Genomic DNA, 25,008 nt, shown 5'->3' with positions numbered 1-25,008 from the left:
CGTTCCTGGGCCCGGCTACAGCACCCCGCCGGCCTCGTCCTGGAACAGCTCCGTCCAGTAGTGCCAGTCGGCGTCCGTCGTGACCGGGGTGGGGTCGATGGTCGCGAGGGTGTGGAGCATGGTGGCGGCGAGCTGGTCGTAGGCCTCGGTGGTGAGTTCGTGGTTCAGGTGCTCGTCGATGGTGCGCTCGTGGTGCAGGAGCCAGAGGGTGTAGGCGAGCGTGGAGATGTCCGTGTTGAGGGGGTAGAGGGTCGCCTCGGGCTCGGAGAAGTTGAGGATCGCGCCCGTGGTGCCGTCCACGACCAGGCTGTTGTCCTCGACCAGGTAGCCGAGGCGTATGAGCCGGTCGGCGTGGGGCGGGAGGCCGTCCAGGGGGAAGTCGCCGGTGTGGATGTCGGTGAAGTACTCCCAGAGCGTGGGGAGCGGGGCGTCCGGGTCGAGGTGGAAGACGACCGCGTCCTCCGGGAGGCCGCTCTCGCGCAGGAAGCGGCGGGTCGGCTCGTGGGTGAGCGTGGGCGGGAAGTCGACCTCCTCGAAGCGGGCCACCCGGCCCTGCCCGAACTCCTGGTCCAGCAGCCGGGCCGGCAGGTCGACGGCCAGCCCGGAGTCCGTGCCGGGGCCCGCGATCAGGCTGAGGGGGCGGATCAGGGCCGTCGCCTTCCAGTACGGCGGGACGCGGCCGGCCGTACCCTCCTCGAAGAGCTCCAGGAGCCTGCGGGAGGCCTCGGTCGCCGCCTTCGTGCCGTGCGTCCCGGCGAGGGAGGCGAAACGGCCGCGCAGGCCCGTCAGTTCCTCGGTGACCGCGGCGAAGCGGAGCAGCGTCTCCAGCGAGGGCGCCAGCGGGCGCGGGTCGGTGGGGTCGAGCAGGTAGGCCGTGCTGATCTCGCCGGTGCCGCCGTCGAGGAGGATCGACTCGGTGTCCAGGCCGACGGGGGCCAGCAGTTCGCCGATCACCAGCCGGTCCCGGAGCTCCTCGGCGAGCCGGGCCGGGCCGTCCGCGACGTCCGCCAGGGTGCGCAGGCCGGCCGTGCGCAGCGGTTCGAACGTCAGCAGGCCTCCGCCGTCGGGCAGTCCGGGGCCGGTGAGCCAGCTGCGGGTGGGTTCGTGCGTGATGTACCGGTCCAGTTCGGCCTCGGTCAGCGTGATCGTCGGCGCCCCGCTGCCGGTCGTGCTGGTCGTGCTCATCGCCGCCCCCGCGATCAGAGAGTTCAAAAAATCACGTCGTATGAGAAGTCTGATGAAAAGTCTGGCGGGGAGTCCGTTGAACGGGTGTCCCCCACTGACCAGAACACTACGCCGCGGCACTGACAACGCCCCGCAGAAGAGACGTCAGGCGACCCTGGACCGTTCCGTCCCGGCGAGAATCGCTTGCACCGTCTGTTCCACGGTGAGCGCCGACGTGTCCAGCCACAGCCCCAACGGCTGGGTACGCAGGCGGAGTTCCGCGTCCAGGTCGGCGATCGTCCACGCGGACCCGTACCCGCTCTTCGACCGCCCCGCCTCCCGCTCCGCCACGGCCGCGGGGCTGGGGGCGAGGACGACGACGTGCAGGGGGCGGCTGCGGATCCGCTCGACGTACGACGTCAGTTCGGGGCCCAGCAGCACGTCCTGGACGATCGCGGTGAAGCCGGCCTCGGCGTAGGCGTCCGCCGTCGCCGCCGAGAGGCGGTACCGGAGGTGGAGCTGGGCGGTGGCCTCCTCGGCGGCGTCGGGGGTGAAGTCCCGGCGCCCCGAGACGATCATGCGGCGGAAGAGGTCGCCGCGGACGTGCGCGGCGCGCGGCAGCCTCTCTGCGAGCGCCTGCGCGACCGTCGACTTGCCGGACGCCATCACGCCCGCGATCACCACGACCCCGGACAGGGACAGGCTCACTGGCCCGTGACCACCGCCGCCTGCGGGCGGATCGGGAGGCGGTTGACCGGGCGGCCGGTCGCCGCGCGGACGGCGGAGGCGATGGCCGCGGGCGAGGTCACGACCGGCACCGCGCTGACCGACTTGGCGCCGAAGGGGGCGACCACGTCCCGTTCCTCGACGAGCTTGACGATCCGGATGTCCGGCGCGTCGAGGGCGGTCGGCAGGGCGTAGCCGGTGAGGTCGGGGTGGCGGATCAGGCCGCGCGGGGTGCGCAGGTTCTCGGTCAGGGCGATGCCGACGCCCTGCGTGACCCCGGCCTCGATCCGGGCGTTGAGCTGCGCCGGGTTGAGGATCCGGCCGACGTCCTGGGCGACCGCCAGCTCCACGACCCGCACCGAGCCCAGCTCGATGTCGACGTCGACGACCGCGCGGATCGCGCAGAAGGCGAGGCCGACGAAGGCGTCACCCTGGCCGTCGGCGTTCAGGGGCTCGGTCGGATGCGGCCGGCACTGGGCGGTGGCCCACAGCTCCTTGCCGTCCAGCGCCTCGGTGACGGTGGTCGACAGGACGCCGTCGTACGACGTGATCTTGCCGTCGGTGATCTGGAGCAGCTCGGTGGACATGCCGAACTTGTGCGCCAGGGGCTGCAGGAGCTGGGTGCGGACCATCTTGGCGGCGCGTTCGACGGCGCCGCCGGAGACCCAGGTGTGGCGACCGCGGCAGCCGGGGCCGGCCGGCGGCTGGTCGGTGTCGACGGGGGCCACGTGGACCTCGTCGACACCGAGGGTCTCCTGGACGATCTGGCGGGCCAGCGTGGTGAAGCCCTGGCCGGTCTCCACGGCCGCGCAGAGCACGGTCGCGATGCCGTCGTGGACCTTGACCGTGGCCGTCGAGACCTCGTCGGCGCCCTCCGCGCCGAGCATGTGCACCATGCCGAGGCCGTAGCCGACGCCCCGGCGCACCGCGCCCGGTTCGCCCGCGCCCTCGGGGCCGCCGGGCAGCAGCCACTCGTCCTCGGGGGTGTCCTTGGGCAGCTGCGGGAGCGGGAAGTCCCGTACCGCCTGGAGGAGTTCGGCGACCGGGGCCGGGCAGGTCACCGTCTGGCCGATGGGCAGGAGGTCGCCGGTGGCGAGCGCGTTGCGCAGGCGGATCTCGGCCGGGTCGAGGCCGAGCTTCTTCGCCAGCTTGTCCATCTGCGCCTCGTAGGCGGCGCACACCTGCATGGCGCCCTCGCCGCGGACATGGCCGGACGGCGGGTTGTTGGTGCGGACGGCCCAGCCCTCGATGAAGGCGTTGGGGACGACGTAGGGGCCGCAGGCGAAGGAGACGGCGGCGGCCAGGGACTCCGCGGAGGTGTCGGCGTAGGCGCCCGCGTCGAGCAGGATCTGCGCCTCGACCTTGACGAGGTTGCCCTCGGCGTCGGCGTGGTGCCGGTAGCGGAGCAGGGTGGGGTGGCGGTGGGCGTGGCCGAGGAACGACTCCTCGCGCGTGGCGGTGAGTTTGACCGGGCAGCCGGTCTTGAGGGCGAGCAGGCCGAGCGGGAGCTGGAAGCCCTGGTCCTCGCGGTCGGCGGTCGCGCCCGGCACGCCGGTGACGACGATCTTCACCTGTTCGAGGGACAGGCCGTAGCAGGCGGCGGCCGTGTTGCGGTCCGTGTGCGGGTCCGTGGAGGCCAGGTAGAGCTCGACGCCGCCGTCGGGGCGGGGCACGGCGAGTCCGGCCTCGGCGCCGATGGGGGCGGGGTCGGCGCGGCCGATGCGGTACTGGCCCTCGACGACGATCTCGCCGGTCGCGTCCGGGTCGCCCTGCTGGAGCGGGATGTGCCGGATCAGGTTGCCGTCGGGGTGCAGCGGCTCGGCCTCGAACGACTGCTCGGGGTCGATGACCGGGTCGAGCACCTCGTACTCGACGATGACGGCGGCGGCGGCCATGCGGGCCGTGTCCGGGTGGTCGGCGGCGACGGCCGCGATGGGCTCGCCGTGGTGCCGTACGACCTCGGAGGCGAAGACCGGGCGGTCCGGGGTGCCGCGGCCGTGGCGCGGGGTGCCGGGGACGTCCTCGTGGGTGATCACGGCCCGTACGCCGGGCATCTCGCGCGCGTGGCTGGTGTCGATCGACACGATGCGCGCGTGCGGGTGCGGGGAGCGCAGCACGGCCGCCCACAGCAGGCCCTCGGCCCACAGGTCGGCCGCGTACGGGAAGGTGCCCTCGGTCTTCGCGCCGGCGTCGGCGGCCGGCAGCGACACGCCGAGGCCGTGCGGGAGCGGTTCGGCGGCGGGGACGGGGGTCTCCGCGGCGGTGGTCGTGGTGACGGTCTCGTTGGTCACGCCTGGCCTCCGTCCGGGCCGTAGGGCTGGTCGTCGTAGCTGTGACTCTGGCTCTGGTCCTCGAACGACTGGTTGCCGCCGAAGGTCTGGTTCCCACCGAAGGTCTGGTTCCCGCCGTACGACTGGTCGCCGCCGAACGACTGGTTGCCACCGTACGACTGGTCGTACGTCTGCTCGTGCGGGATCTGGATTCCGGCCCCGAAGGTGCGCGGGGACTCGAACGCCGACGCGTTGACGCCGCCGGCGCCCGGTCCCGCCTGATGCGGAATACGGGCCTCGTCGCCGTCCGTCTCAGCGTCGGCGGCGGCATGTGCCTCGCGTTCGGCGACGACCTCGCTGACGGCGTCCAGGACGCCCCGGTAGCCGGAGCAGCGGCAGAGGTTGCCGCACAGGGCCTGGCGGGTCTCCAGCTCGGTGGGGGCCGGGTTGCCCTCCAGCAGGTCGTGGACGGTCATCGCCATGCCGGGGACGCAGAAGCCGCACTGGACGGCACCGCAGCGGGCCAGGGCGCGCTGCACGTCGGAGGGGCGGCCGTCCTGGGCCAGGCCCTCGACCGTGCGGACCTCGCTGCCGGCGGCGGTGACCGCGGGGACCAGGCAGGAGGCGACCAGGCGGCCGTCGACCTGGACGTTGCAGGCGCCGCACTCGCCTTGCGAGCAGCCGTCCTTGGCGCCGGCGAGGCCCAGGCGCTCGCGGAGGACGTACAGGAGGGACTCGCCGATCCAGGCGTCGGTGACGGGGCGGTCGGCGCCGTTGACGCGCAGGACGTAGGAGGCGAGGGGGTGGTCGTCGACCGCCTCGGCCTCGCCCTCGGCGGGTTGGTCCGCCGCATCGCCCGTGCCGCCTTCGCCGTCGGCCGCGGTGGGCTCCTGCGGGGCGGACTCGCCGTCGGCGGCCCGCGGGTCGTGGGCGGGGTGCGGGCCGGGGGCGTCATGGGGCGCGTCGGCCTCGCCGGCGTCGGCCCGTCGACCGGTCGTGTCCGGTCCGCCGCCGTGCGCCGTGTCGGCCGGGTGCGGCTCGCCGGTGCCGGACGGCCGGCCGACCGCGTACGGTTCGCCGATTTCCGCCGCTTCGCGCCGTTCACCCCGTTCGCCCCCCGCGTCACCCGTCGGCGCGTCGGCCACAGGCGGCGCACCGGCGGCCCGGGGGGCGGCTCCGGGATGCGCCATGCCACCGTGGCCCGCGGGGGGCTCAGCGGGCGATCCAGGGACCTCCGTGGGGTGTTCCCAGCCCTGGGCATCCGTGACCCAGGGCGCGGAGGCGCCGCCCGGCAGGGTCGCCGGCGGCGTGCCGCCCCACTGCTCCATGAGCGCGGATGTGGTGAACTCGCCCGATTCGTCCGGAGCGTCGCCGGTCGCGACGGGGATCGACCACTGCCCGGTCACGTCGTGACCGGGCGCGGGCGGCGGCTCCTCGTACGTCCACTGCTGCGTCGAGGCCGGGTTGTACGTGAACCGGTCGTCCGCGTGCTGCTCCCGCGGGACCGTGTTCGGGTCGGGCCACCGGGTGCCGTCGGCCGGCGCGCCCCAGGTGTCGGTGCCGGGGGCGGACGCTATCTGCGGCGGCACATAGCCGTGTCCGGGGGCGGCCAGCGGGCTGTCGGCGGACAGCAGGGCCTCGATGCCGCCCTCGGGGAGCTTCACGAACGCGGTCGCGCCGTCGTCGTAGTCACCCTGGGGCAGCGGGTCCCAGCGTCCGCCACCGCTCGCGGGCGCGCCCTCTCCGTGCTGGTCGTCGGTCATGACAGCGCCCTCCCCAGTGCTCGTCGGGCCAGCGCGGCGACGGTGCGCCGCAGGTGCAGTACGGCGGGCGGAAGCGCCGGCACCGAGCCGTCGGGCTCGGGGGCCGGGTCCGGGATGCAGGCGGCGGCGACGTACTCGCCGAAGGCGGCCAGCGCCTCCGGGACGAGCGCGCGGTCGTTGTCCCAGTCGATCAGCCGGGCCACCCACTGCTCGGCGTCCAGGGGCCTGAGCGGCATCGGCGCTATGGCCCCGACGGCGCATCTGACCCCGCGCCGCGCGGGGTCGAGGACGAGCGCGACGGAGGCCACCGAACGGCCCGGTCCGGTGCGTCCCGTCGCCTTCAGGAAGACCTGCGGGGCGTGCAGCAGCGGCACCCGCACGAAGCCGATCAGCTCGCCCCCGCGGAGCATCTCGACGCCGGCCAGCAGGTGCGAGACCGGGATCTCCCGGCGGGATCCGCCCGGCCCCGCGATGATCAGCGTCGCCTCCAGGGCGGCGAGCACCGGCAGGGCGTCGCCGGTGGGCGCGGCCGTGGCGATGTTGCCGCCCAGGGTGCCGGCGTTGCGGATGTGCGGCGGACCGGCGGACCGCGCGGCGGCGGCGAGCGCCGGGATCAGCGCCGCGAAGTCGGGGCGGCCCATGCGCGCGTGCGTGAGACCGGCGCCGAGCAGCGCGTTGCCGTCCTGGTACTGCCAGCCGCGGATCTCGCTGATCCGGCCGAGGCCGACCAGGGCGGCGGGCCTGAGCTGTCCGGCGTTGACGGCGGCCATCAGATCGGTGCCGCCCGCGACCGGGACCGCGGCGGGCATGTCGGTGAGGGCCGCGACGGCCTCGTTCAGCGTCGTGGGCAGCGTGACGGACTGCCCCGCCTGCGGTGCGTGCGTGGTCAAAACCGGCTGCCCCTTCCCGCTGCCCCACCTGGTCCCACCTGTGTGGCCGTACGGTACGTGCTCACAGGGCGGACGTGGCAACTCTGGCACATCTTCGCAAGCCTCGAACGCACGGGTCCGCTAGGAGGCATTCGCCCACCTCATCGGCGACTTGGTCCGTTTTCTTCCAGCATCGCCGGTGCACACCGATTGACACTCTTCGGTGATCCTTGGGGTCTTTTTCCCTTACGCGTTCGGAGCCGGGACAGGGGGCGGGGCAGGGGCGGCGGGGACAGGGGCGGCGGGGTCAGCGGTTCGGGGGCGGGCCGTCGAGGGGGCGGCCGAGGACGCCGGGGCGCTGCTGCCAGGGCAGGGGTCCGGTCGGCGGGCGGTAGGCGACCCCGAGGGCGTCGAGCCGCCGGTAATGCTCGGCCATCCGCTGCTCGAAGCCGGCGAAGTCCCGCTCCGCCGGGGCCGGGAGGGCGCTCCAGGCGACCTCGGCGAAGGCGGCGAGCCGGGGGAAGGCCTGGTAGTCCACGCGCGCGTGGTCCTCCATCACCTCGGTCCAGACGTTGGCCTGGGTGCCCAGGATGCGCCGCGCCTGGGATTCGTCCAGGCCCGGTGGAACGGGCTCGAACCGGTAGACGTCCTCCAGGGTGCGGACGTAACCGATCGGCACCGGTTCGTCGGCGCCGCCGGCCTGCCGGTGGTCCAGGTACACGTACTGCTCGGGGCACATGACGACGTCGTGGCCGGCCCGCGCCGCCGCGATCCCGCCGCCGTAACCGCGCCACGACGAGACGGCCGCGCCCTCGGCGATGCCGCCCTCCAGGATCTCGTCCCACCCGATGAGCCGACGCCCGCGCGCGGAAAGCCACTTCGCGAAGTGGCCGATGAACCACGACTGCAACTCGTCCTCGTCGGCCAGCCCGAGTTCCGCGATGCGCGCCTTGGCGGCCGGGGACGCCTGCCACTGGTCCTTGGCGCATTCGTCGCCGCCGACGTGAACGAACTCCGAGGGGAACAGCTCCAGCACTTCCTCGAACACCCCCTCGTAGAAGCGCAGGGTGTTGTCAGTGGGGGCGAGTACGTTCGGAGAGATCCCCCAGGAGTCCCAGACGGAGAGGGCGGTGGTGTCGATGACGTCGGTGTTGCCGAGTTCCGGATACGCGGCGATGGCGGCCTGCGAGTGTCCCGGCACGTCGATTTCGGGGACGACCGTGATATGCCGCTCGGCCGCGTAGGCGACGATCTCCCGGATGTCGTCCTGGGTGTAGAAGCCACCGTGCGGCTTCTCCTCCCACAGCGGTGAGGCCCGGTGGCCGAATTTCGTGCGGGCCCGCCAGGAGCCGACCTCGGTGAGCCGGGGGTAGCGCTCGATCTGGAGCCGCCAGCCCTGGTCGTCCGTCAGATGGAAGTGGAAGACGTTGAGTTTGTGCGCCGCCATGAGATCGAGGTGGCGCAGGACGCCTTCCTTGGGCGTGAAGTGCCGGGCGACGTCGAGCATGAAGCCGCGCCAGGGGAATCGGGGGGAGTCCTCGATCGTGACATGCGGCACGGTCCAGGTTCGGTCGGGTTCCAGGGCGGCCCTGCGATACGCGGCGGGGCCCAGGAGCTGGCGCAGCGTCTGCGCGCCCCAGAAGACGCCCGCCGCGCTGCCGCCCTCGACCAGAACGCCGTCCGGGCCGCTGACGAGGCGGTACTCCTCGGGGCCGAGGCGCGGGTCGAGCACCAGCCCGATGCCGTCGCCCTCGGTGTCGTCGAGTTCCCGCCCCTCGCGCAGCGGCAGGCCGGTGGCCGCCCAGAGGGCGGTGCGCAGCCGGCGGCCGACGCTCTCCGCGCCCGGACCGGCATAGAGCTGTGAGTGCGCCGTCAGCCGCACCTCGCCGGAACCGGCGACGACACTGCGCGGCGCGGGAATCAGATCCATCACCGAAATCACCTCAGTCCTTGACCGCTCCGCCCAGTCCCGAGACCAGGCGTCGCTGTACGAGTACGAAGAACACCAGCACCGGAATCGTCATCACGGTGGAGGCCGCCATCACCCCGCCCCAGTCGGGGTCGTCCGGCTTGAAGAACACCAGGAGCGCCATCGGCAGCGTCGACTGCGAGGTGTCGCTGATGATGAACGACTTGGCGAACAGGAAGTCGTTCCAGGCGGAGATGAAGGAAAACACGCTCGTGGCCACCAGGCCCGGCAGGACGAGCGGGAAAAGGATCTGCCAGAGAAAGCGCGACCGGCTCGCCCCGTCGATGTACGCGGCCTCCTCCAGCGCCTCCGGCACGCCTTTCACGAACCCCCGCAGCATCCAGATCGCGAAGGGCAGCGAGAAGGCGATGTGGGGCAGGACCAGGGAGCCCAGCGTGTTCAGCAGACCGAGGTCCCGCATCTGGAAGAAGAGGGGGATGGTGAGGGCCTCCACGGGCACCATCTGGGCCACAAGGAACATGATCAGCAGGGTGGTCCGGAAGCGGAACCGGAATCGGGTCACGGCGGTCGCCGCGAGAAAGGCGATCAGCGCCGAGACGACGACCACACTGCCCGCGACGACCAGGCTGTTGACGAAGTAACGGCCGAATTCCTGCTGCCCGAAGACTCGCCGGAAGGAGTCCAGAGAGGGCGAGAGCGTCCACGGCCGGGGCCGGTCCGACTCGATCTCCCCGGCCGGTTTGAAGGCACCCAGCACCATCCAGTACAGCGGGAAGGCGACGAGTACGGCGATCGCCAGCGCCGCCCCCTCGGCGGCCAGCCGCCCCGGCCGCCGGACGAACCCGCGCACAAGATTCACGACGGTCACAGCTCCTCCCCCTGCCGGCGCAGCAGCCGCAGGTAGACCAGGGTGACGGCGAGCAGCACCAGCAGCGTGACGACACCGATGGCCGCGCCCAGCCCGTACTGCGAGGAGGCGAAGGCCTGCTGGTAGGCGTACACGTTGAGCACCAGGTTCTGCCCGGCGATGCCGCCCCCGCCGGTCATGACGTAGATCTGCGTGAAGATCTTGAAGTCCCAGATCACCGACTGGATGGTGACGACCATGAGGATCGGCCGGAGCATCGGCGCCAGCACCGACCGCCAGATCCGCCACTGCGAGGCCCCGTCCAGCGCGGCGGCCTCCAGCACCTCGGACGGTACGGCGCGGATCCCGGCGTACACGGTGACCATGACGAACGGGAAGGAGCACCACACCACTTCGAGCAGGACCAGGAAGAAGGCGGAGTAACGCCCGTACGTCCAGGAGTGGTCGCCGAGCCCGAGCACCCGGTCGACCGGCCCGAAGTCCGGGTCGAAGAGGAACAGCCACACCGTGGACCCGGTGACGGCCGGGGTCGCCCACGCCCCCAGCGCCGCCAGCATCAGCGCCAGCCGCGGCACCGCCCGCACCCGCGTCAGCAGCACGGCGAGCGCACACCCGACAGCGAGCGTCGACACGACACAGGCGGCGGCGAACCCGACGGTGGCCAGCAGCACCGACCAGAACTGGTCGTCCCGGAAGACGTCCGCATAGTTCCCGAACCCGACGAACGCGGTCGGCTCCCCACCACTGACCTGAGCCTGGGTGTACCGGAAGACGGAGATCAGCCCGAGCTGGTAGATGGGGTAGAGCAGCAGCCCACCGAGGACGACCAAAGCGGGCGCGAGATACAGCCAAGGCACAGTCCAACTTGCCAAGGGGCGCGGGGAACTGCGCGGCGAACCCCCACGCGCCCGCACCCGCCCACGCTCCCCGGCCACCCCCACCGTCGGCGTCATCCGGCGGAGCCGAACGCCGCGTCCATCTTCTTCGCCGCCTCCTGCGAAGCAGCCCCCACGCTCTTCTTGCCGCTGACGACCTCCTGGAACATCGTCGGCAGCACCAGCGACGAGTCGATCTGCGACCACCCCGCCGACGCGGGCACGAACTTCGTCCCGGCGGCCAGGGTCGCCACGAACGGCTTCACGAACGGCTCCTTCGCGGCGGCCTGGTCACGGACGTCCTTGAACGTCGGCAGGAATCCCATCGCGTCGAACATCGCCGCCTGCGTCTTCTTGGAGGTCAGCTCCTCCATCAACTGGACGGCCAGCGTGCGGTGCGTCGTGCTCTTCAGCACCCCGATGTTGTTGCCGCCCGCGAAGGCCGGCGCGACGGAACCGGCCGTGACCCCCGGCAGCGGCACCACCGCGTACTTGCCCTTGACGCTCCCCGCCTCCACGGCGGCATGGCTGAAGTCGCCCCCGATCGCCATGCCCGCCTTGCCCGCGGCGAACGCGGTGACCGTGTCGTTGCCGCCGAAGCCCGCGCACTTGGCGGCCGGACAGTTGTCGTCGCCGAAGAGGGACGTGTACTCCTTGATGCCCTTCTGGGCCGCCGCGCTGTCGATCGCCGAGGTGTACGCGCCGCCCTTGTCCGTCGCCAGCTCGCCGCCCTCGGCCCAGATGAAGGGCATCGCGCCGTAGGTGTAGGCGCCGCCGACGACCAGGCCGTACAGGCCGGGCTTCGCGGCGCGGATCTTGCGGGCGGTGGCGGCCAGCTCGGTCAGGGTGGCCGGCGGTTTCAGGCCGAGTTCCCTGAAGACGTCGGTGCGGTAGTAGAGGGCGCGGACGCCGACGTAGAAGGGGGCGCCGTAGACCTTGCCGCCGACGGTCACCGACTGCCGGGCCGTCGGGTCGGTGTCCTTGGCCTCGCTCCAGGCACCGAAGTCCTTCGTGACGTCGAGGAGTCCGCCGTCGTGGACGTAGCCGGCGGTGTCGGTGTTGCCGTACTCCATGACGTCGGGGGCCGAGGCCGGGTCGTTGAAGGCGGCCTTGACGCGCTGGGCGCGGGTGTCGACCGGGATGTACTCCACGTCGACCTTGGTGCCGCTGTGCGCCTTCTCGAAGGCGGCGACGACCGAGTCGACGACCTTCTGCTTCGGGTCGTTGCCGACCTCCTGGAAGAGCCACACCCGCAGGGTGCCGCTCTTGTCGTCCTTGTCGGAGGCGGAGTTGGAAGAGGTCTGCGGGGCGCACGCGGCGGCGAGGAACAGGGCGCCGACGAGGAGTGCGGGGACGGGGAGCTTCATGGAGTGACCCTCCGGGAGCGCGCTCAAGCACGGGGGCGTTGCAGTATGTGCAACGGCTATTTCGCTCTGCACAACACCACGGAGGCTAGGGACAACATGAACACGTCGACAAGAGGTCTCAACCACTCTGTGACCGCACGACGCACTCCGTGCAACGCACGGGTACGACAAAGGCCCCGGAGCACGCCAAAGCGTGCCCGGGGCCTTTGAGAGCCGAGCTGTCGAACCTGCGGGTTACTTGTCCTGGCCCTCGCCGTCGCCGCCGCTGCCCATGGATTCGTAGATCTCCTTGCACATGGGGCACACGGGGTACTTCTTCGGGTCGCGGCCGGGCACCCACACCTTGCCGCACAGCGCCACGACGGGGGTCCCGTCGAGGGCGCTCGCCATGATCTTGTCCTTCTGGACGTAGTGGGCGAAGCGCTCGTGGTCGCCGTCGCCGTGGGACACCTGCGGTGTCGGTTCTACGAGGGTCCCCGTACCAGTCCCGCGCTCGGGCTCAAGAGTGCTCATAAGTGCCAAGGGTACTGAAGCGTCCGGACAACGGTTGCGAGAAGGCCGTCCGTCAGTTGAGCGAGGGGTCGTCCGGATAGGTGGCCACCATCGCGAGCTCGTTGCGCTGGCGGCGCAGGACCTCGCGCCAGAGTCTTTCCGGGGACGGCGAGGAGACGTCCCCGGGTTCGGACTCGACGACGTACCAGGCGCCCTCGACCAGTTCGTCCTCCAGCTGGCCGGGGCCCCAGCCGGCGTAACCGGCGAAGATCCGCAAGGAGCCGAGGGCCGAGGCGAGCAGTTCCGGCGGCGCCTCCAGGTCGACCAGGCCGATCGCGCCGTGCACCCGGCGCCAGCCGAGCGGGGCGCGGTCGCCGTTGGCCCCGCCGGGGATGACCGCGACGCCGAGCGCGGAGTCCAGGGAGACCGGGCCGCCCTGGAAGACGACCCCCGGCTCGCCCGCGAGGGAGGCCCAGCCCTCCAGGATGTCGCCGACGTCCACCGGGGTGGGGCGGTTGAGGACGACACCGAGGGAGCCCTCCTCGTCGTGGTCGAGAAGGAGCACCACCGCACGGTCGAAGTTCGGGTCCGCCAGGGCGGGCGTGGCCACGAGCAGCCGCCCTGTGAGCGAGGACACCTCGGTCATGGCAGACATGATCCCGCATCTTCCCGCCGCATGGGGAGCCAATCCGGGTCCGCGGGTGAATGCAGCTCAGGGCGGAAGGAAGCGCCCCCGGCGCACGGACACGGCCGGTGACCCCATGTGTCCGATTAGGCACCGTTCGTGTTGTGACACAGCTATGACGTAGCTGGGTGGTCCGTGGGCTTACGGGAGGGGGCCGCTGGGCGATTACTCTGTCTTTCCTGCCCTGCCCACCTCCATGGAACGCGAGATTCATGACCGTCAACGGTTCCGACGACGTACTGCTTGTCCACGGCGGCACCCCGCTGGAGGGCGAGATCCGTGTCCGCGGTGCGAAGAACCTCGTACCCAAGGCCATGGTCGCCGCCCTGCTGGGCAGTGCACCCAGTCGGCTGCGCAACGTTCCGGACATCCGTGACGTGCGGGTCGTACGCGGTCTGCTGCAACTGCACGGGGTGACGGTACGGCCGGGTGAGGAGCCCGGTGAGCTGGTGCTCGACCCGACGTACGTGGAGAGCGCGAACGTCGCTGACATCGATGCCCACGCGGGGTCCAGCCGGATCCCGATCCTGTTCTGCGGCCCGCTGCTGCACCGCCTGGGCCACGCCTTCATCCCGGGCCTCGGCGGCTGCGACATCGGCGGCCGGCCCATCGACTTCCACTTCGACGTGCTGCGGCAGTTCGGCGCGACCATCGAGAAGCGCGCGGACGGCCAGTACCTGGAGGCGCCGAAGGGGCTGCGCGGCACGAAGATCCGGCTGCCGTACCCGTCGGTCGGCGCGACCGAGCAGGTGCTGCTGACGGCCGTTCTCGCCGAGGGCGTCACCGAGTTGTCCAACGCGGCGGTCGAGCCGGAGATCGAGGACCTCATCTGCGTGCTGCAGAAGATGGGCTCGATCATCGCGATCGACACCGACCGCACGATCCGCATCACCGGCGTGGACAAGCTCGGCGGCTACACCCACCGCGCCCTGTCGGACCGCCTGGAGGCCGCGTCCTGGGCGTCGGCGGCGCTGGCGACCGAGGGCGACATCTACGTCCGGGGCGCCCAGCAGCGCTCGATGATGACGTTCCTGAACACCTACCGGAAGGTGGGCGGTGCCTTCGAGATCGACGACGAGGGCATCCGCTTCTGGCACCCCGGCGGCCAGCTGAAGTCCATCGCGCTGGAGACGGACGTGCACCCGGGCTTCCAGACCGACTGGCAGCAGCCGCTCGTCGTCGCCCTGACCCAGGCCACCGGCCTGTCGATCGTCCACGAGACGGTCTACGAGTCCCGCCTCGGCTTCACCTCCGCGCTGAACCAGATGGGTGCTCACATCCAGCTCTACCGCGAGTGCCTGGGCGGCTCGGCCTGTCGCTTCGGCCAGCGCAACTTCCTGCACTCCGCGGTCGTCTCCGGCCCCACCAAGCTCCAGGGCGCCGACCTGGTCATCCCCGACCTCCGCGGCGGCTTCTCCTACCTCATCGCCGCCCTCGCGGCCCAGGGCACCTCCCGCGTCCACGGCATCGACCTCATCAACCGCGGCTACGAGAACTTCATGGAGAAGCTCGTCGAGCTCGGCGCAAAGGTAGAGCTGCCGGGCAAGGCGCTCGGATAACACCACCGGTACGACGATGGGGCGGCCCCTTTGGAAAGGGGCCGCCCCATCGTCGTGTGCCGTTGCTCGGCGACCGTTTTCACGCCCTCGGCGGAAGCGCCCCGTCAGGGGCGCGGGGAACTGCGCGACCAGCCACGGCGGGCCCGCAGTCGACCACGGCGCCGAAGCACTTCGGCCTACTTGCCCTTCGCGGATTCCTTGAGCTTCGAGCCCGCGGAGACCTTCACGCTGAAGCCGGCCGGGATGTTGATCGGCTCGCCGGTCTGCGGGTTGCGCGCGGTGCGAGCGGCACGGTGGGTGCGCTCGAAGGTCAGGAAGCCGGGGATGGTGACCTTCTCGTCGCCCTTGGAGACGATGTCGCCGACGACATCGGCGAAAGCGGCCAGCACGGCGTCGGCGTCCTTGCGAGTCACCTCGGCACGGTCGGCCAGCGCGGCCACCAGCTCACTGCGGTTCATGTTGTTACTCCCGTGTTCTTCTTGCCATTGAGGCGTGCCACGCGGCGGAGCCGCATGTTGGGCCGGGACGCATCCTGCCCCCACCTGCGGCGGGAACGCCAATCCGGGTGCCGCCAATACCCTACGGGTGGGCCGAAGGAGGGGTTTCGCGACGCGCCGATCGGATGGCGTGGCAAGTTTCACAAACGTTTGCCTGGGTTGAGTTTCGGCGGACGGCCGGTGGGGGGTGCCCGCGCCCGCGCGGCGGTAGCCGCACATCGGTACAGCCCCGCCCCTTGCGGGGCGCCCCGGAAGGGGCGCTACGCGCCCTTCGCGGCCTCCCGTACCGCGCCCGCCACCGCTCCCGCGACCTTCTCGTTGAAGACGCTGGGGATGATGTAGTTCGGGTTCAGCTCGTCCTCCGTGACCACGTCGGCGAGGGCCTTCGCTGCCGCGAGCATCATGTCGGTGTTCACCGTACGGGACTGGGCGTCCAGGAGGCCGCGGAAGACACCCGGGAAGACCAGCACGTTGTTGATCTGGTTCGGGAAGTCGGAGCGGCCGGTGGCCACCACGGCGGCCGTCTGGCGGGCGATCGCCGGGTCCACCTCGGGGTCGGGATTCGCGAGTGCGAACACGATCGCGCCCTCGGCCATGGCGGCCACGTCGTCGCCGTCGAGGACGTTCGGGGCGGAGACGCCGATGAAGACCTCGGCGCCGCGCACGGCCTCCTTGAGGGTGCCGGTGAGGTTCTCCGGGTTGGTGTTGTCGGCGATCCAGCGCAGCGGCGAGTCGGCGGGGGCGCCCACCAGGTCCTCGCGGGCAGAGTGCACGACCCCGTGGATGTCGGCGACGACGGCGTTCTTCACGCCGGCCGCGAGCAGCAGCTTGAGGATGGCCGTACCGGCCGCGCCGGCGCCGGACATGACGACCCGGATGTTCTCAATCGCCTTGCCGGTGACGCGAAGTGCGTTCGTCAGGGCGGCGAGGACGACGATCGCGGTGCCGTGCTGGTCGTCGTGGAAGACGGGGATGTCGAGGGCCTCGCGCAGTCGCGCCTCGATCTCGAAGCAGCGGGGCGCGGAGATGTCCTCCAGGTTGATGCCGGCGAACCCGGGGGCGATCGCCTTGACGATCTCGACGATCGCGTCGGTGTCCTGGGTGTCGAGGCAGAGCGGCCAGGCGTCGATGCCGGCGAACCGCTTGAAGAGGGCCGCCTTGCCCTCCATGACCGGCAGGGCGGCCTTCGGGCCGATGTTGCCGAGGCCGAGGACCGCGGAGCCGTCCGTCACGACCGCAACGGAGTTGCGCTTGATGGTGAGGCGGCGCGCGTCCTCGGGGTTCTCCGCGATCGCCATGCACACGCGGGCCACGCCCGGGGTGTAGATCATGGAGAGGTCGTCACGGTTGCGGATGGGGTGCTTGGACGCCATCTCGATCTTGCCGCCGAGGTGCATCAGGAACGTACGGTCGGAGACCTTGCCGAGGGTGACGCCCTCGATCTGGCGGAGCTGCTGCACGATCTGGTCGGCGTGCGCGGTCGAGCTGGCCGCGATGGTGACGTCGATCCGGAGCTTCTCGTGGCCGGACGCGGTGACGTCGAGGCCGGTGACCGAGCCTCCGGAGGACTCCACGGCGGTGGTGAGCTGCGAGACGGCGGTTCCGCTCGCGGGCACCTCCAGCCGGATGGTCATCGAGTAGGAGACGCTGGGCGCCGTTGCCATGGCCGACTTCCTTCGTTGTTTCACCGTGTCGCGGTTTCACCGTGTCGCTGGTTTTGCCGTCCGATCGTCGCACCTACCGTCGGGTAGGCGTTAGCCGGGCCTGATTGCGTACGTATTGTTCGCGCAAAAAAGAGGTCCACGTCACAAGTGACGTGGACCTCCTTCTACGTTCATGACACCGACCCGCCATGCTCGCCTCGCGGCAAGTGGTCGCTCGTAGCGACGAAGGTTGGGCCCGGGGGCTTGGATCGAGCCGGTGTCACGACAAGGCTAACAAACAGATCCCGCGCGGCCATTCCCGTCCGGGGACTTCACAGGAAAACCCCGGCGGAACCAGCCGAACGGGCCTGCCCCGGGCCGTGCGGGGCAGGCCTCCCGTCAGTCCCTGAGCAGGTCCGGCACCCCCGCCGCGTCCGGCACGTCCCGCTCGCCGGAGACCACCGTCAGCTGCTGCGTCGCCCGGGTGAGGGCCACGTACAGCACGCGCAGCCCGGCCGGGGACTCGTCGGCGATCTCGGCGGGCGAGACGACGACCGTGGCGTCGTACTCCAGGCCCTTGGCCTCCAGGCTGCCGAGGGCCACCACCCGGTCGCCGAGCCCGGCCAGCCAGCGGGCGGCCTCGGCGCGCCGGTCCATGGCGACGACCACGCCGACGGTGCCGTCGACCAGGTCGAGGAGGCGTTCGGCCTCGGCGCGCACGGTCTTCTCCATCGCGTCGCGGACGACACGGAAGCGGGGCTCGACGCCGGTGGAGCGGACGGCCGAGGGGGACTTGGCGCCGGGCATGGCGAGGGCCAGGACCTTGGCCGCGAGGTCGGCGATCTCGGACGGGTTGCGGTAGTTGACCGTGAGCTCGAAACGGCGGCGCGGGCGCGTGCCCAGGGCCTCGTCGCGGGCCTCGGCGGCCTCGTCGGGGTCGGACCAGGAGGACTGGGCCGGGTCGCCGACGACCGTCCAGGTGGCGTGCCGGCCGCGGCGGCCGACCATCCGCCACTGCATCGGGGTGAGGTCCTGCGCCTCGTCGACGATGACGTGGGCGTACTCGACCCGTTCCTGGGCGAGCCGCTCGGCGCGCTCGCGCTGCGACTCCTCGCGCACCGGCATCAGCTCCTCCAGGCCGGTGAGCTGGTCCAGCGGGTCCGCCTCGCGCTTCTTGCGGGGGCGGGCGGGGGTGCCGAGGACGGCCTGGAGCTCGTCCAGCATGGCGATGTCGTGGACGGTGCGGCCGTCCCGCTTCAGGGAGCGGGCCACCCGGCGGACCTCGCCCGGGTTGAGGACGCGGCGGGCCCAGCGGCCGAGGCGTCGCTCGTCGGCCATCGCCGTGAGGACGGCCTGCGGGGTCAGCTCGGGCCACCAGGCGTCGAGGAACTCGATGAAGGAGTCCTCGGTGAGCAGGTCCTCGTCGAAGGAGGAGCGCAGCTCGGCGGCGAGCTCCGGGTCGGTGTGCCGGCCGGCCGCGCCGGAGCGGGCCCACAGGGCGTCGAGGAGCAGCTTGCGGGCGCGGGGGCGCAGCAGGTTGACCGGGGCGGTGCCGCCGAGCGCGTTGTGTCTGATCCGGTCGAGGTCCTCGGCCTCCAGCTCCAGGCGGCGGTTGAAGGCGACGACCCTGAGCCGGGCCGGTGAGTCGTTCAGCTCCAGGGCGCCGCGGGCGGCCTTGCGCAGCACCCGGAGCATCCGGGAGGAACCCTTGGCGCGGGCGGTGGCCGGCGTGTCGTAGAGCGTGGCCTCGGCGCCGTCGACGAGGGAGCCGATGGCGCGGATGGCGACCTGGCCCTCCTCGCCGAGCGACGGGAGCACGCCCTCGGTGTACGCGACGAGCAGCGGGGTCGGGGAGACGATCAGGATGCCGCCCGCGTAACGCCGCCGGTCCTGGTACAGCAGGTACGCGGCCCGGTGCAGGGCGACGGCCGTCTTCCCGGTCCCCGGGCCGCCCTCGACATACGTGACCGAGGCGGCGGGGGCGCGGATGACCAGGTCCTGCTCGGCCTGGATGGAGGCGACGATGTCCCGCATGGTGTGGCTGCGGGCCTGGCCGAGGGCGGCCATCAGGGCGCCGTCGCCGATGACGGGCAGCGTGTCGCCGTCGAGGAAGGCGGTCAGCTCGGGGCGCATCAGGTCGTCCTCGACCCCGAGCACCCGGCGGCCCCTGGAACGGATCACCCGGCGTCGTACGACACGCCCGGGATCCACCGGAGTGGACCTGTAGAAGGGGGCCGCGGCCGGGGCCCGCCAGTCGATGACCAGGGGGGCGTAGTCCTGGTCGAGGACGCCGATGCGGCCGATGTGCAGGGTCTCGGCGATGTCGGCGGTGTTGTCGCCGCGGACCGCGCCCTCGGCGGGCTCCACGGCGGTGTAGGCGCCGTCGGGCCCTTTCTTGCCGTCCTTCCCCGGCAGCAGGTCGATCCGGCCGAAGAGGAAGTCCTCGAACTCGTTGTTGAGCCGGTTCAGGTGGACGCCTGCCCGGAAGACCTGCGCGTCGCGTTCGGCGAGCGCACCGGGTGTCCCTACCTGACCGCGCTTGGCCGCGTCGTTCATCAGGAACTCCGCCTCGTGGATCTTCTCCTCGAGACGGCGGTACACCCGGTCGAGGTGTACCTGTTCGACGCTGATCTCACGGTCTCGGACGGAGTCCTGGACCCCGTCCCGGAGTACATCCGGGACGGACTCCTGTGCGGAATCCCGATCCGAGCCGTGAGAGCCGACCGCGGATTGCTGAGCCTGAGCGGCCACCGGGCCCCCTTCTGACGTGCTGGGCAGCCGTCAACCGTACGCGAAGGGGGCCCGCTGAAGCTACGCGCTGACCGAGACGAGCTTCTTGCCGTCGAAGGTCATGACCTCGAAGTGGTCGATCTGGTTGGGGGTGAAGGCGGCCCCGCCGTGCACGTAGAGGGGCTCCTTGGCCTTCTCCGTCTTGGCGTCGGTGATGCCGTAACCCCAGGTCGGGACGGACCAGGAGGTCACCGTCTCGCGTTCGCCGTTCTTGCCGACGGCGATCAGCGAGCACTTCTTCGGGCCGGTGACGTTCTTGAGCTGGAGGACCGCGTGGGTGCCCCAGTCCTTCTTCTCGACGGCGACGGTCGCGGTGACGTGGGTCGTCGGGTCCGTGGCCGTCTTCTTGTCGCTCATGGTCTGGAAGGCCGCCTGGGCGGGCCCCATGGCCATGTCCGCGGTGCCGCTGTCCGAGCTGCCGCTCAGCGCCACGCCGGCCGCGGTGCCGCCGGCGATCAGCACGACGGAGGCGGCCAGTGCGAAGACGTTCCTCCTGCTGCGGACCTTGCGCTTCTCGGAGACCTCGACGACGAGTTTCTCGACCATCCGCGGGCTGGGCTTCGCGGACAGCGACTCCCCGATGGACGGGGTGGATCCGGAGCCCGGCAGATCCGCCAGGGCCGCCAGCATCGGCTCCATCCCGGCCAGCTCGTCGAGCTGCTGGGCGCACCATTCGCACCCGGCCAGATGGACCTCGAAAGCGGTTGCCTCGGCGTCGTCGAGAATCCCGAGCGCATACGCGCCGACAGTCTCGTGCTCATTGGGCACCGGAGATTCCTGCATAGCACCAGACATACCCGAACCACCTGTGCCGAACCCGCCGTGTCCCCCGTACACACTCATCACGCCGTCACCCCCCGCTCCTCCAGAGCCAGCTTCATCGACCTGAGGGCATAGAACACCCGCGAACGCACGGTGCCGCTGGGTATACCCAGCGTTTCGGCCGCCTCGTTGACGGTACGCCCCTTGAAGTACGTCTCGACGAGCACCTCCCGGTGGGCCGGGGTCAGGTCGTCGAGCGCGTCAGACAGCGTCATCAGCCACAGCGCCTTGTCGATCTCGTCCTCCGCGGGGATGACCTCCAGCGGCGACGGATCGACCTCCTGCGGCCGGGCCTGCCGGCTGCGGTGACCGTCGATGACGATGCGGCGAGCGACCGTCACCAGCCAGGGGCGTACAGATCCGGTCGCTCGATTGAGCTGGCCGGCGTTCTTCCAGGCACGGATGAGTGTCTCTTGCACGACGTCCTCGGCGCGTTGCCGATCACCGGCGACCAGCCGAAGGACATACGCAAGGAGAGGTCCGGCGTGCTCTCGGTAGAGGGCACGCATCAGCTCCTCATCGGGCTCCGAGGGCTGGGACATGCGATGTCGGGCCCTCGATCCACGTTCATTGGCCACGGCCGCATCCTTGCGCACGCCCACCTCCGGTGTCCGGGGGTTCCCCCAGTCGGTCGCTCCCCCACCGGTACGGAAGTGGCTCGCGGTGTGTTCAACAAGACCCCACATTTTTCCGCGAGCTGACATGACGAGCGGGACATGACCCCACATTCCCACCGCGTGATCTTTACATTTCCGACACAACGTCGAGAGCGGTCGGGCTGCCCGTACTCACCCGTCACCAAACGGAGTGTTGTCGAAATCACTTTCACGGAGCTTCGATGAAGATCCGGCAGAAGCCGCGAATGGGACGGGAGTTGGCGCGCCGAGTGACGGCGGTCACGCGCGTTCACGGACGCTCACGAACGCGCGCGAACGCTCACGCGCGGGCGAGGGCGGCGCGGCGCCGGTGCCGGGCCACCCGTTCACGGTTCCCGCAGACCTCGCTGGAACACCAGCGGCGTCTGCGTCCCCGGGAGGTGTCCAGGTACACCAGCGGGCAGTTGTCGCCCTCGCACTCCCGGATCGCGGCCCGCGCGACGGGGTCGGTGAGCAGCTCCACGGTGTCCCGGGCGACGGCGGCCAGCAGCGCCGCGCTGCCCGGCGGCCTGGCCAACTCCCGCACCAGGAGGCCGTCCTCGTCGGGTACGGCGCGCGGGGCCGGGGGCGCGGCGGCGCCGGCGAGGTCGTTGACGCGGGCGAGCGCGAGGTCGTACGGCCGGACCCCCGGGGCGTGCCGACCGCGCACCAACTGCCCCACATGTCCCCGCAGTTCGCGGAAGCCGACGAGCCAGCCCGCGTCGGCGTGGGCCAGCGGGGTGCCCGGCGGGACGAGTCCGGATCCGGTGATCCAGGCCCGCAACGGTTCGAGCCCGTCGAGCCGTTCGCCGGGATGCGTGGTCGCGAGCAGATCGAGACAGATCCGCCCGGCGTCGAAGCGCAGCTCGTACGCGGACGCGGCCGTACCCAGTGCCATGTGCCTGTCACCGCCTACGCCTAGGACAGGGGAACCGTTCTGTTCACAGTGCCCGGTGCGGCGGGCGGCCGGAAGTCCTCGTACCGGTGTTCCGTTCGCGTCCGGTGGTTCCGTGCGGTTCCGTACGACCCCGCTCCGGGCGGGGACACCGGTGCCCGGCGCCCGGGCCGTCCCCGTTCGGTCCGGATACCCCGGCGGGCCTCGCCACCCCCTGCTCCGGACCGTGACCCTGTGTCCTGCGAACGCACAGCGAGCCGCCCCAGGGGGGACCCGTGAGGGACGGCGGTTCAGAAGGGACACGTTCATGAGCATGCGCACCCGGGTCGTCGCGATGGCGTCGGCCGTACTGCTGGGCGCCGGTGGCCTGGCCCTGGCGCCGGCCGCGAGCGCCGCCGCGCCGTACCACGGCATCGACGGCGGCGGCGCCGTCACCGACGACTGGCAGGACGAGGAGAACCTCGGCGTCGACGACTACGCCCAGAGCAACGCCACGGCCCTGTGGGAGACCGTCCTGTGGGCGGACGGCGCCCAGTACCAGGACGACGACGGCGACTCACACCCGTTCGAGAAGAGCAAGATCGACGGCTCGTTCGGCCCGGAGACCGAGTCGGCCACCCAGTGGTGGCAGGAGCACTTCGGCCTGTCCGACAACGACGGCGTGGTCACCGAGCAGAGCTGGACCTTCGCCCAGCAGCGGCTGACCGGCCCGACCGCGGGCAGCGCCGTCACGTTCCACGGCACCGCGCACAACGCCACGCTCAAGCGGATCAGCAGCAAGTACCGGGTGCGGATCAAGGGCACCGGTTCCTGGAAGATCGCGTACTACGACCAGCGCGGCTGAGCGAACCCCCGGGGCGGGCGACGCCACCGTCGCCCGCCCTGCGGGGCAGCGCCCACAGCAGCCCCGCGGCCAGCACCGCGGCGAGGCCGGACGCGACGAGCGCGGCGATCCGCCATCGCCGCTGTCCTGCGGGGGACTTGGGCGACCCGGGTGGATTAGCCGACTTGGTCGACTTGGTCGACTTGGTCGACTTGATCGGCTCGGTCGGCTCGGATGACGTAGGTGACCTGGATGACTTGAGCGGCCCGGCCGACTCACCGGGCTCGCCGGGCTCGCCCGCCGCTCCGACTGTGGCTCCGCCCGCCGGTCCGGAGGTGCCTTTGCCCCCCGCCGGTCCGGACGTGGCTCCACCCTGCGGCCATGCCACGCCCTGCGGCCATGCCTGTTCGGCCAGCTCCCACAGCGCCAGGAGCCGCGGCTGGTCCCCGCCGGCCAGCCGGCACAGCACCTGCGCGGCTGCCCGCGGTGGCAGTCGGTCGCCGTTCAGGTAACGCTGCCAGGACGACTTGCTGTACGCGGTACGCCGGGCCAGTCCGGCAAGGCTGAGGCCGGTACGGCCCTTGAGGACCCGCAGTTGCTCGACCAGGTGCCGGGCCTCGCGCGGCAACGCGGCCGGCAAGGGCTGCCAGCGTGTCATGTTCCGTCCCCGTCCCCGTCCCGGCCCGCGTGTGCCGTGGGTCCGGCGCCAGCGTGCCGCCCGCCGGCCGGGATCCGGCAGAGCGCACACCCGCGGAGCGGGGCACGACCCGTGGCCCGCGCGCGGTCGCACGGGACGGCCCGGCGTGCCCGGGAAGGAACGGACCGAAGTGACGGACCACGAGCCGCCTCCTACGGCCCGCTGCCGGAACCGGCTCCCCAGAACGTCGTACGCCGGTCAGCCGGTCCGCTCATCGCCCGTGGCGAAGAACCGCCGTACGTACTCCCCCGGCGGCAGCCCGCTCTCCCGCATGAGGGAGAACACCTCGGCCCCCTCCCCCGGCACCCCGTCGGCACGGAACGCCTCGGCGAAGCCCGCGTACTCGACCTCGTCGAGCGCTTCGCAGTACTCGGCCGCCTCGGCCTCGGCACGGTCGATCGCCTCGTCCGGCGAACCGGCGGTCCACAGCGTGACCCGCTCCTCGTACACACCGAGAGCGCGGTGCCGGAAGACGCATCGGACGCCGTACCAGGAAGGGCTGTTCGCAGCGACGAAGCCGTCGCCCCGCGTTCTCTCGTCCAAACCCCTTGCCCTCCTGAGCCCGCTCGGATCGATCCGCTCGGTGGCCATCCCCTCACGGCATGTCCCATGGAACACTTCCTGGGTTGCAGAAGTGAAACGAGTGGCTCGACCGACGGGGAGCGGATGCGATGAGCGCGCGGCAGGTACGGAAGATGTTCCAACTGATGGCCGGCGGCGAGCCCGTCGAGCTCACCAACGCCTGGGCCTCCGTGAAGAAGCTCGCGCGGCTCGCCTTCTTCGCCCAGCAGTTCGGGTACGAGTACGCCGACGCCCGCCACACCGGCTCCCGCAACAACGTGCTCAAGCTCCTGATCGTGCCGGATCACAGCCCCCAGGGACGGGCGCGGGCCGCGCAGAACTGGGCGCAGTACCCGAATGCCGGGGACGGGGTGTCGCTGCCGCCGCTCGTGCCCGATGCCGTCGAACTGCTCAAGGCCCGGATCCAGTTCGACCTCACCGGGAAGAACACCGAGAAGCGGTTGCTGCTCGGGGCCGGTGGTATCACCCTCGGGCTGGTGCTGGCCGCGGCGCGCGCGGGTGGGAGCAACGGCGTCTTTCTCGTCTCCGGTGTCGTATGGGTGCTCCTGATGGCGGTCATGGGGCTCGGGTTCTTCGTCACGCGCGGGCGCAACGCCAAGTTCGCGCAGCGACTCCAGGCCGCCGGGTTCGTGCCGGTGACAGGCGAGGGAGGGCGGGTGCGATACCTGCCGCCCGGCACACCCGTACCCATGCACCCCATGCACCCCATGCACCCCATGCAACAGGGCCCCATGCAGCAGCCCCAGTACCAGCAGCCCCTGTACCAGCCTCCGCAGCAGTCCGGCCCCTACGGCCCGTACGGCGGCCAGAGCGGCCAGAGCGGTTACGGCCCTTACGGCGGCCGGCCTCCCGCCGCCCCCGGTTACGGTCAGCAGCCCCCTGCTCCCTACGCCCCGGGTCCCTACTCCCCGCCCCAGCAGCCCACCGGCCCCTACGCCCCCGGCCCCTACCACCAGCAGCCCCCGCAGCCGCCGTACCCCACCCCCTGACCCGCCGCCCGGCGGCGACCTCTCACCCGCCCTCCCCCCAGGGTGAGAGCAACGTTCCCTTCCGGTC

At 71.5% G+C, this 25,008-nt stretch carries 22 protein-coding genes; 3 read left to right on the top strand and 19 right to left on the bottom strand.

The features are described 5' to 3' along the window. Positions 1–15: 15 nt before the first annotated feature. The 11 genes from AB0D74_RS16680 to AB0D74_RS16630 all read right to left on the bottom strand — a co-directional run bounded on the left by AB0D74_RS16680 (position 16) and on the right by AB0D74_RS16630 (position 12,970). Entirely contained in the window at positions 16–1,185 is a 1,170-nt protein-coding gene (locus AB0D74_RS16680) for an SUKH-4 family immunity protein (RefSeq protein ID WP_362586285.1), read from the bottom strand. A 144-nt stretch (positions 1,186–1,329) separates the two neighbouring features. Beyond that, positions 1,330–1,830, bottom strand: coding sequence for an AAA family ATPase (locus AB0D74_RS16675; protein WP_362586851.1), 501 nt, complete (start codon positions 1,828–1,830; stop codon positions 1,330–1,332). 38 nt (positions 1,831–1,868) lie between these two features. After that, positions 1,869–4,181 (bottom strand): molybdopterin cofactor-binding domain-containing protein, encoded by a 2,313-nt coding sequence (locus AB0D74_RS16670; RefSeq protein ID WP_362586282.1) that lies wholly within the window; start codon positions 4,179–4,181, stop codon positions 1,869–1,871. After that, positions 4,178–5,923, bottom strand: a complete 1,746-nt coding sequence (locus AB0D74_RS16665) for a 2Fe-2S iron-sulfur cluster-binding protein (RefSeq protein ID WP_362586279.1) — start codon at positions 5,921–5,923, stop codon at positions 4,178–4,180. Before AB0D74_RS16665 ends, AB0D74_RS16670 begins: the two co-directional genes overlap by 4 nt. After that, positions 5,920–6,813 (bottom strand): FAD binding domain-containing protein, encoded by an 894-nt coding sequence (locus AB0D74_RS16660; RefSeq protein WP_362586276.1) that lies wholly within the window; start codon positions 6,811–6,813, stop codon positions 5,920–5,922. The genes AB0D74_RS16665 and AB0D74_RS16660 overlap by 4 nt, the downstream gene beginning before the upstream one ends. 286 nt (positions 6,814–7,099) lie before the next feature. Then, entirely contained in the window at positions 7,100–8,722 is a 1,623-nt protein-coding gene (locus tag AB0D74_RS16655; RefSeq protein WP_362586273.1) for a beta-N-acetylhexosaminidase, read from the bottom strand. A gap of 13 nt (positions 8,723–8,735) precedes the next feature. After that, complete coding sequence (locus AB0D74_RS16650) at positions 8,736–9,581, bottom strand: carbohydrate ABC transporter permease (RefSeq protein ID WP_362586270.1); 846 nt, start codon at positions 9,579–9,581, stop codon at positions 8,736–8,738. Between the two features lie 5 nt (positions 9,582–9,586). Further along, complete coding sequence (locus tag AB0D74_RS16645; RefSeq protein WP_362586267.1) at positions 9,587–10,543, bottom strand: sugar ABC transporter permease; 957 nt, start codon at positions 10,541–10,543, stop codon at positions 9,587–9,589. After that, the gene (locus AB0D74_RS16640) at positions 10,540–11,832 is read right to left on the bottom strand and encodes an extracellular solute-binding protein (RefSeq protein WP_362586264.1); all 1,293 of its coding nucleotides are present in this window, start codon (positions 11,830–11,832) and stop codon (positions 10,540–10,542) included. Before AB0D74_RS16640 ends, AB0D74_RS16645 begins: the two co-directional genes overlap by 4 nt. Positions 11,833–12,066: 234 nt before the next feature. Further along, positions 12,067–12,345, bottom strand: coding sequence for a DUF3039 domain-containing protein (locus AB0D74_RS16635; RefSeq protein ID WP_362586261.1), 279 nt, complete (start codon positions 12,343–12,345; stop codon positions 12,067–12,069). 52 nt (positions 12,346–12,397) lie between these two features. After that, positions 12,398–12,970: a YqgE/AlgH family protein gene (locus tag AB0D74_RS16630; protein WP_217545775.1), complete on the bottom strand. Its 573-nt coding sequence runs from the start codon at positions 12,968–12,970 to the stop codon at positions 12,398–12,400. Between the two features lie 251 nt (positions 12,971–13,221). Here AB0D74_RS16630 and murA point away from each other — a divergent pair, with 251 nt between their 5' ends. Further along, positions 13,222–14,568, top strand: a complete 1,347-nt coding sequence (gene murA, locus AB0D74_RS16625) for a UDP-N-acetylglucosamine 1-carboxyvinyltransferase (RefSeq protein WP_362586258.1) — start codon at positions 13,222–13,224, stop codon at positions 14,566–14,568. Positions 14,569–14,744: 176 nt separating this feature from the next. Here murA and AB0D74_RS16620 read toward each other — a convergent pair whose 3' ends face one another. From AB0D74_RS16620 to AB0D74_RS16595, 6 genes are all read right to left on the bottom strand, one after another. Then, positions 14,745–15,026 carry an HU family DNA-binding protein gene (locus tag AB0D74_RS16620; protein ID WP_189268239.1) on the bottom strand — a complete coding sequence of 94 codons (282 nt, stop codon included), beginning with the start codon at positions 15,024–15,026 and terminating at the stop codon, positions 14,745–14,747. 299 nt (positions 15,027–15,325) lie between these two features. Next, positions 15,326–16,729, bottom strand: a complete 1,404-nt coding sequence (locus AB0D74_RS16615) for an NAD-dependent malic enzyme (RefSeq protein WP_362586254.1) — start codon at positions 16,727–16,729, stop codon at positions 15,326–15,328. 378 nt (positions 16,730–17,107) lie between these two features. Then, entirely contained in the window at positions 17,108–19,339 is a 2,232-nt protein-coding gene (locus tag AB0D74_RS16610; protein ID WP_362586847.1) for a UvrD-helicase domain-containing protein, read from the bottom strand. Between the two features lie 180 nt (positions 19,340–19,519). Continuing rightward, positions 19,520–20,341 carry a zf-HC2 domain-containing protein gene (locus AB0D74_RS16605; RefSeq protein WP_362586251.1) on the bottom strand — a complete coding sequence of 274 codons (822 nt, stop codon included), beginning with the start codon at positions 20,339–20,341 and terminating at the stop codon, positions 19,520–19,522. After that, on the bottom strand, positions 20,341–20,862 hold the full coding sequence (locus tag AB0D74_RS16600) for a sigma-70 family RNA polymerase sigma factor (RefSeq protein ID WP_010039908.1): 522 nt from the start codon (positions 20,860–20,862) through the stop codon (positions 20,341–20,343). Before AB0D74_RS16600 ends, AB0D74_RS16605 begins: the two co-directional genes overlap by 1 nt. Before the next feature lie 394 nt (positions 20,863–21,256). After that, positions 21,257–21,853, bottom strand: coding sequence for a CGNR zinc finger domain-containing protein (locus AB0D74_RS16595; RefSeq protein WP_362586248.1), 597 nt, complete (start codon positions 21,851–21,853; stop codon positions 21,257–21,259). 304 nt (positions 21,854–22,157) lie between these two features. Here AB0D74_RS16595 and AB0D74_RS16590 point away from each other — a divergent pair, with 304 nt between their 5' ends. Beyond that, complete coding sequence (locus tag AB0D74_RS16590) at positions 22,158–22,694, top strand: peptidoglycan-binding domain-containing protein (RefSeq protein WP_362586245.1); 537 nt, start codon at positions 22,158–22,160, stop codon at positions 22,692–22,694. Here the strand turns inward: AB0D74_RS16590 and AB0D74_RS16585 are convergent. After that, positions 22,645–23,331 (bottom strand): helix-turn-helix transcriptional regulator, encoded by a 687-nt coding sequence (locus tag AB0D74_RS16585; protein ID WP_362586242.1) that lies wholly within the window; start codon positions 23,329–23,331, stop codon positions 22,645–22,647. The two genes, AB0D74_RS16590 and AB0D74_RS16585, sit on opposite strands and share 50 nt — an antisense overlap. Positions 23,332–23,568: 237 nt before the next feature. Then, positions 23,569–23,913, bottom strand: coding sequence for a hypothetical protein (locus AB0D74_RS16580; protein WP_362586239.1), 345 nt, complete (start codon positions 23,911–23,913; stop codon positions 23,569–23,571). A 128-nt stretch (positions 23,914–24,041) separates the two neighbouring features. Here AB0D74_RS16580 and AB0D74_RS16575 point away from each other — a divergent pair, with 128 nt between their 5' ends. Further along, complete coding sequence (locus tag AB0D74_RS16575) at positions 24,042–24,941, top strand: hypothetical protein (protein WP_362586236.1); 900 nt, start codon at positions 24,042–24,044, stop codon at positions 24,939–24,941. The last annotated feature ends 67 nt before the right edge of the window (positions 24,942–25,008 follow it).

It is taken from the genome of Streptomyces sp. NPDC048278 (genome assembly GCF_040652195.1).
Lineage (GTDB): Bacteria > Actinomycetota > Actinomycetes > Streptomycetales > Streptomycetaceae > Streptomyces.
Note: the sequence above shows the minus strand (reverse complement) of the source record. Positions and strands in the feature narration are given on the sequence as shown.

Bases quoted from the DNA above. Each gene is read 5' to 3' on its own strand.
- AB0D74_RS16645 (WP_362586267.1), bottom strand. From the start codon at position 10,543: ATGACGCCGACGGTGGGGGTGGCCGGGGAGCGTGGGCGGGTGCGGGCG.
- murA (WP_362586258.1), top strand. From the start codon at position 13,222: ATGACCGTCAACGGTTCCGACGACGTACTGCTTGTCCACGGCGGCACC.
- AB0D74_RS16605 (WP_362586251.1), bottom strand. From the start codon at position 20,341: ATGAGTGTGTACGGGGGACACGGCGGGTTCGGCACAGGTGGTTCGGGT.
- AB0D74_RS16595 (WP_362586248.1), bottom strand. From the start codon at position 21,853: ATGGCACTGGGTACGGCCGCGTCCGCGTACGAGCTGCGCTTCGACGCC.
- AB0D74_RS16640 (WP_362586264.1), bottom strand. From the start codon at position 11,832: ATGAAGCTCCCCGTCCCCGCACTCCTCGTCGGCGCCCTGTTCCTCGCC.
- AB0D74_RS16620 (WP_189268239.1), bottom strand. From the start codon at position 15,026: ATGAACCGCAGTGAGCTGGTGGCCGCGCTGGCCGACCGTGCCGAGGTG.
- AB0D74_RS16680 (WP_362586285.1), bottom strand. From the start codon at position 1,185: ATGAGCACGACCAGCACGACCGGCAGCGGGGCGCCGACGATCACGCTG.
- AB0D74_RS16635 (WP_362586261.1), bottom strand. From the start codon at position 12,345: ATGAGCACTCTTGAGCCCGAGCGCGGGACTGGTACGGGGACCCTCGTA.
- AB0D74_RS16630 (WP_217545775.1), bottom strand. From the start codon at position 12,970: ATGACCGAGGTGTCCTCGCTCACAGGGCGGCTGCTCGTGGCCACGCCC.
- AB0D74_RS16675 (WP_362586851.1), bottom strand. From the start codon at position 1,830: ATGGCGTCCGGCAAGTCGACGGTCGCGCAGGCGCTCGCAGAGAGGCTG.
- AB0D74_RS16575 (WP_362586236.1), top strand. From the start codon at position 24,042: ATGAGCGCGCGGCAGGTACGGAAGATGTTCCAACTGATGGCCGGCGGC.
- AB0D74_RS16585 (WP_362586242.1), bottom strand. From the start codon at position 23,331: ATGACACGCTGGCAGCCCTTGCCGGCCGCGTTGCCGCGCGAGGCCCGG.
- AB0D74_RS16600 (WP_010039908.1), bottom strand. From the start codon at position 20,862: ATGTCCCAGCCCTCGGAGCCCGATGAGGAGCTGATGCGTGCCCTCTAC.
- AB0D74_RS16655 (WP_362586273.1), bottom strand. From the start codon at position 8,722: ATGGATCTGATTCCCGCGCCGCGCAGTGTCGTCGCCGGTTCCGGCGAG.
- AB0D74_RS16615 (WP_362586254.1), bottom strand. From the start codon at position 16,729: ATGGCAACGGCGCCCAGCGTCTCCTACTCGATGACCATCCGGCTGGAG.
- AB0D74_RS16665 (WP_362586279.1), bottom strand. From the start codon at position 5,923: ATGACCGACGACCAGCACGGAGAGGGCGCGCCCGCGAGCGGTGGCGGA.
- AB0D74_RS16590 (WP_362586245.1), top strand. From the start codon at position 22,158: ATGAGCATGCGCACCCGGGTCGTCGCGATGGCGTCGGCCGTACTGCTG.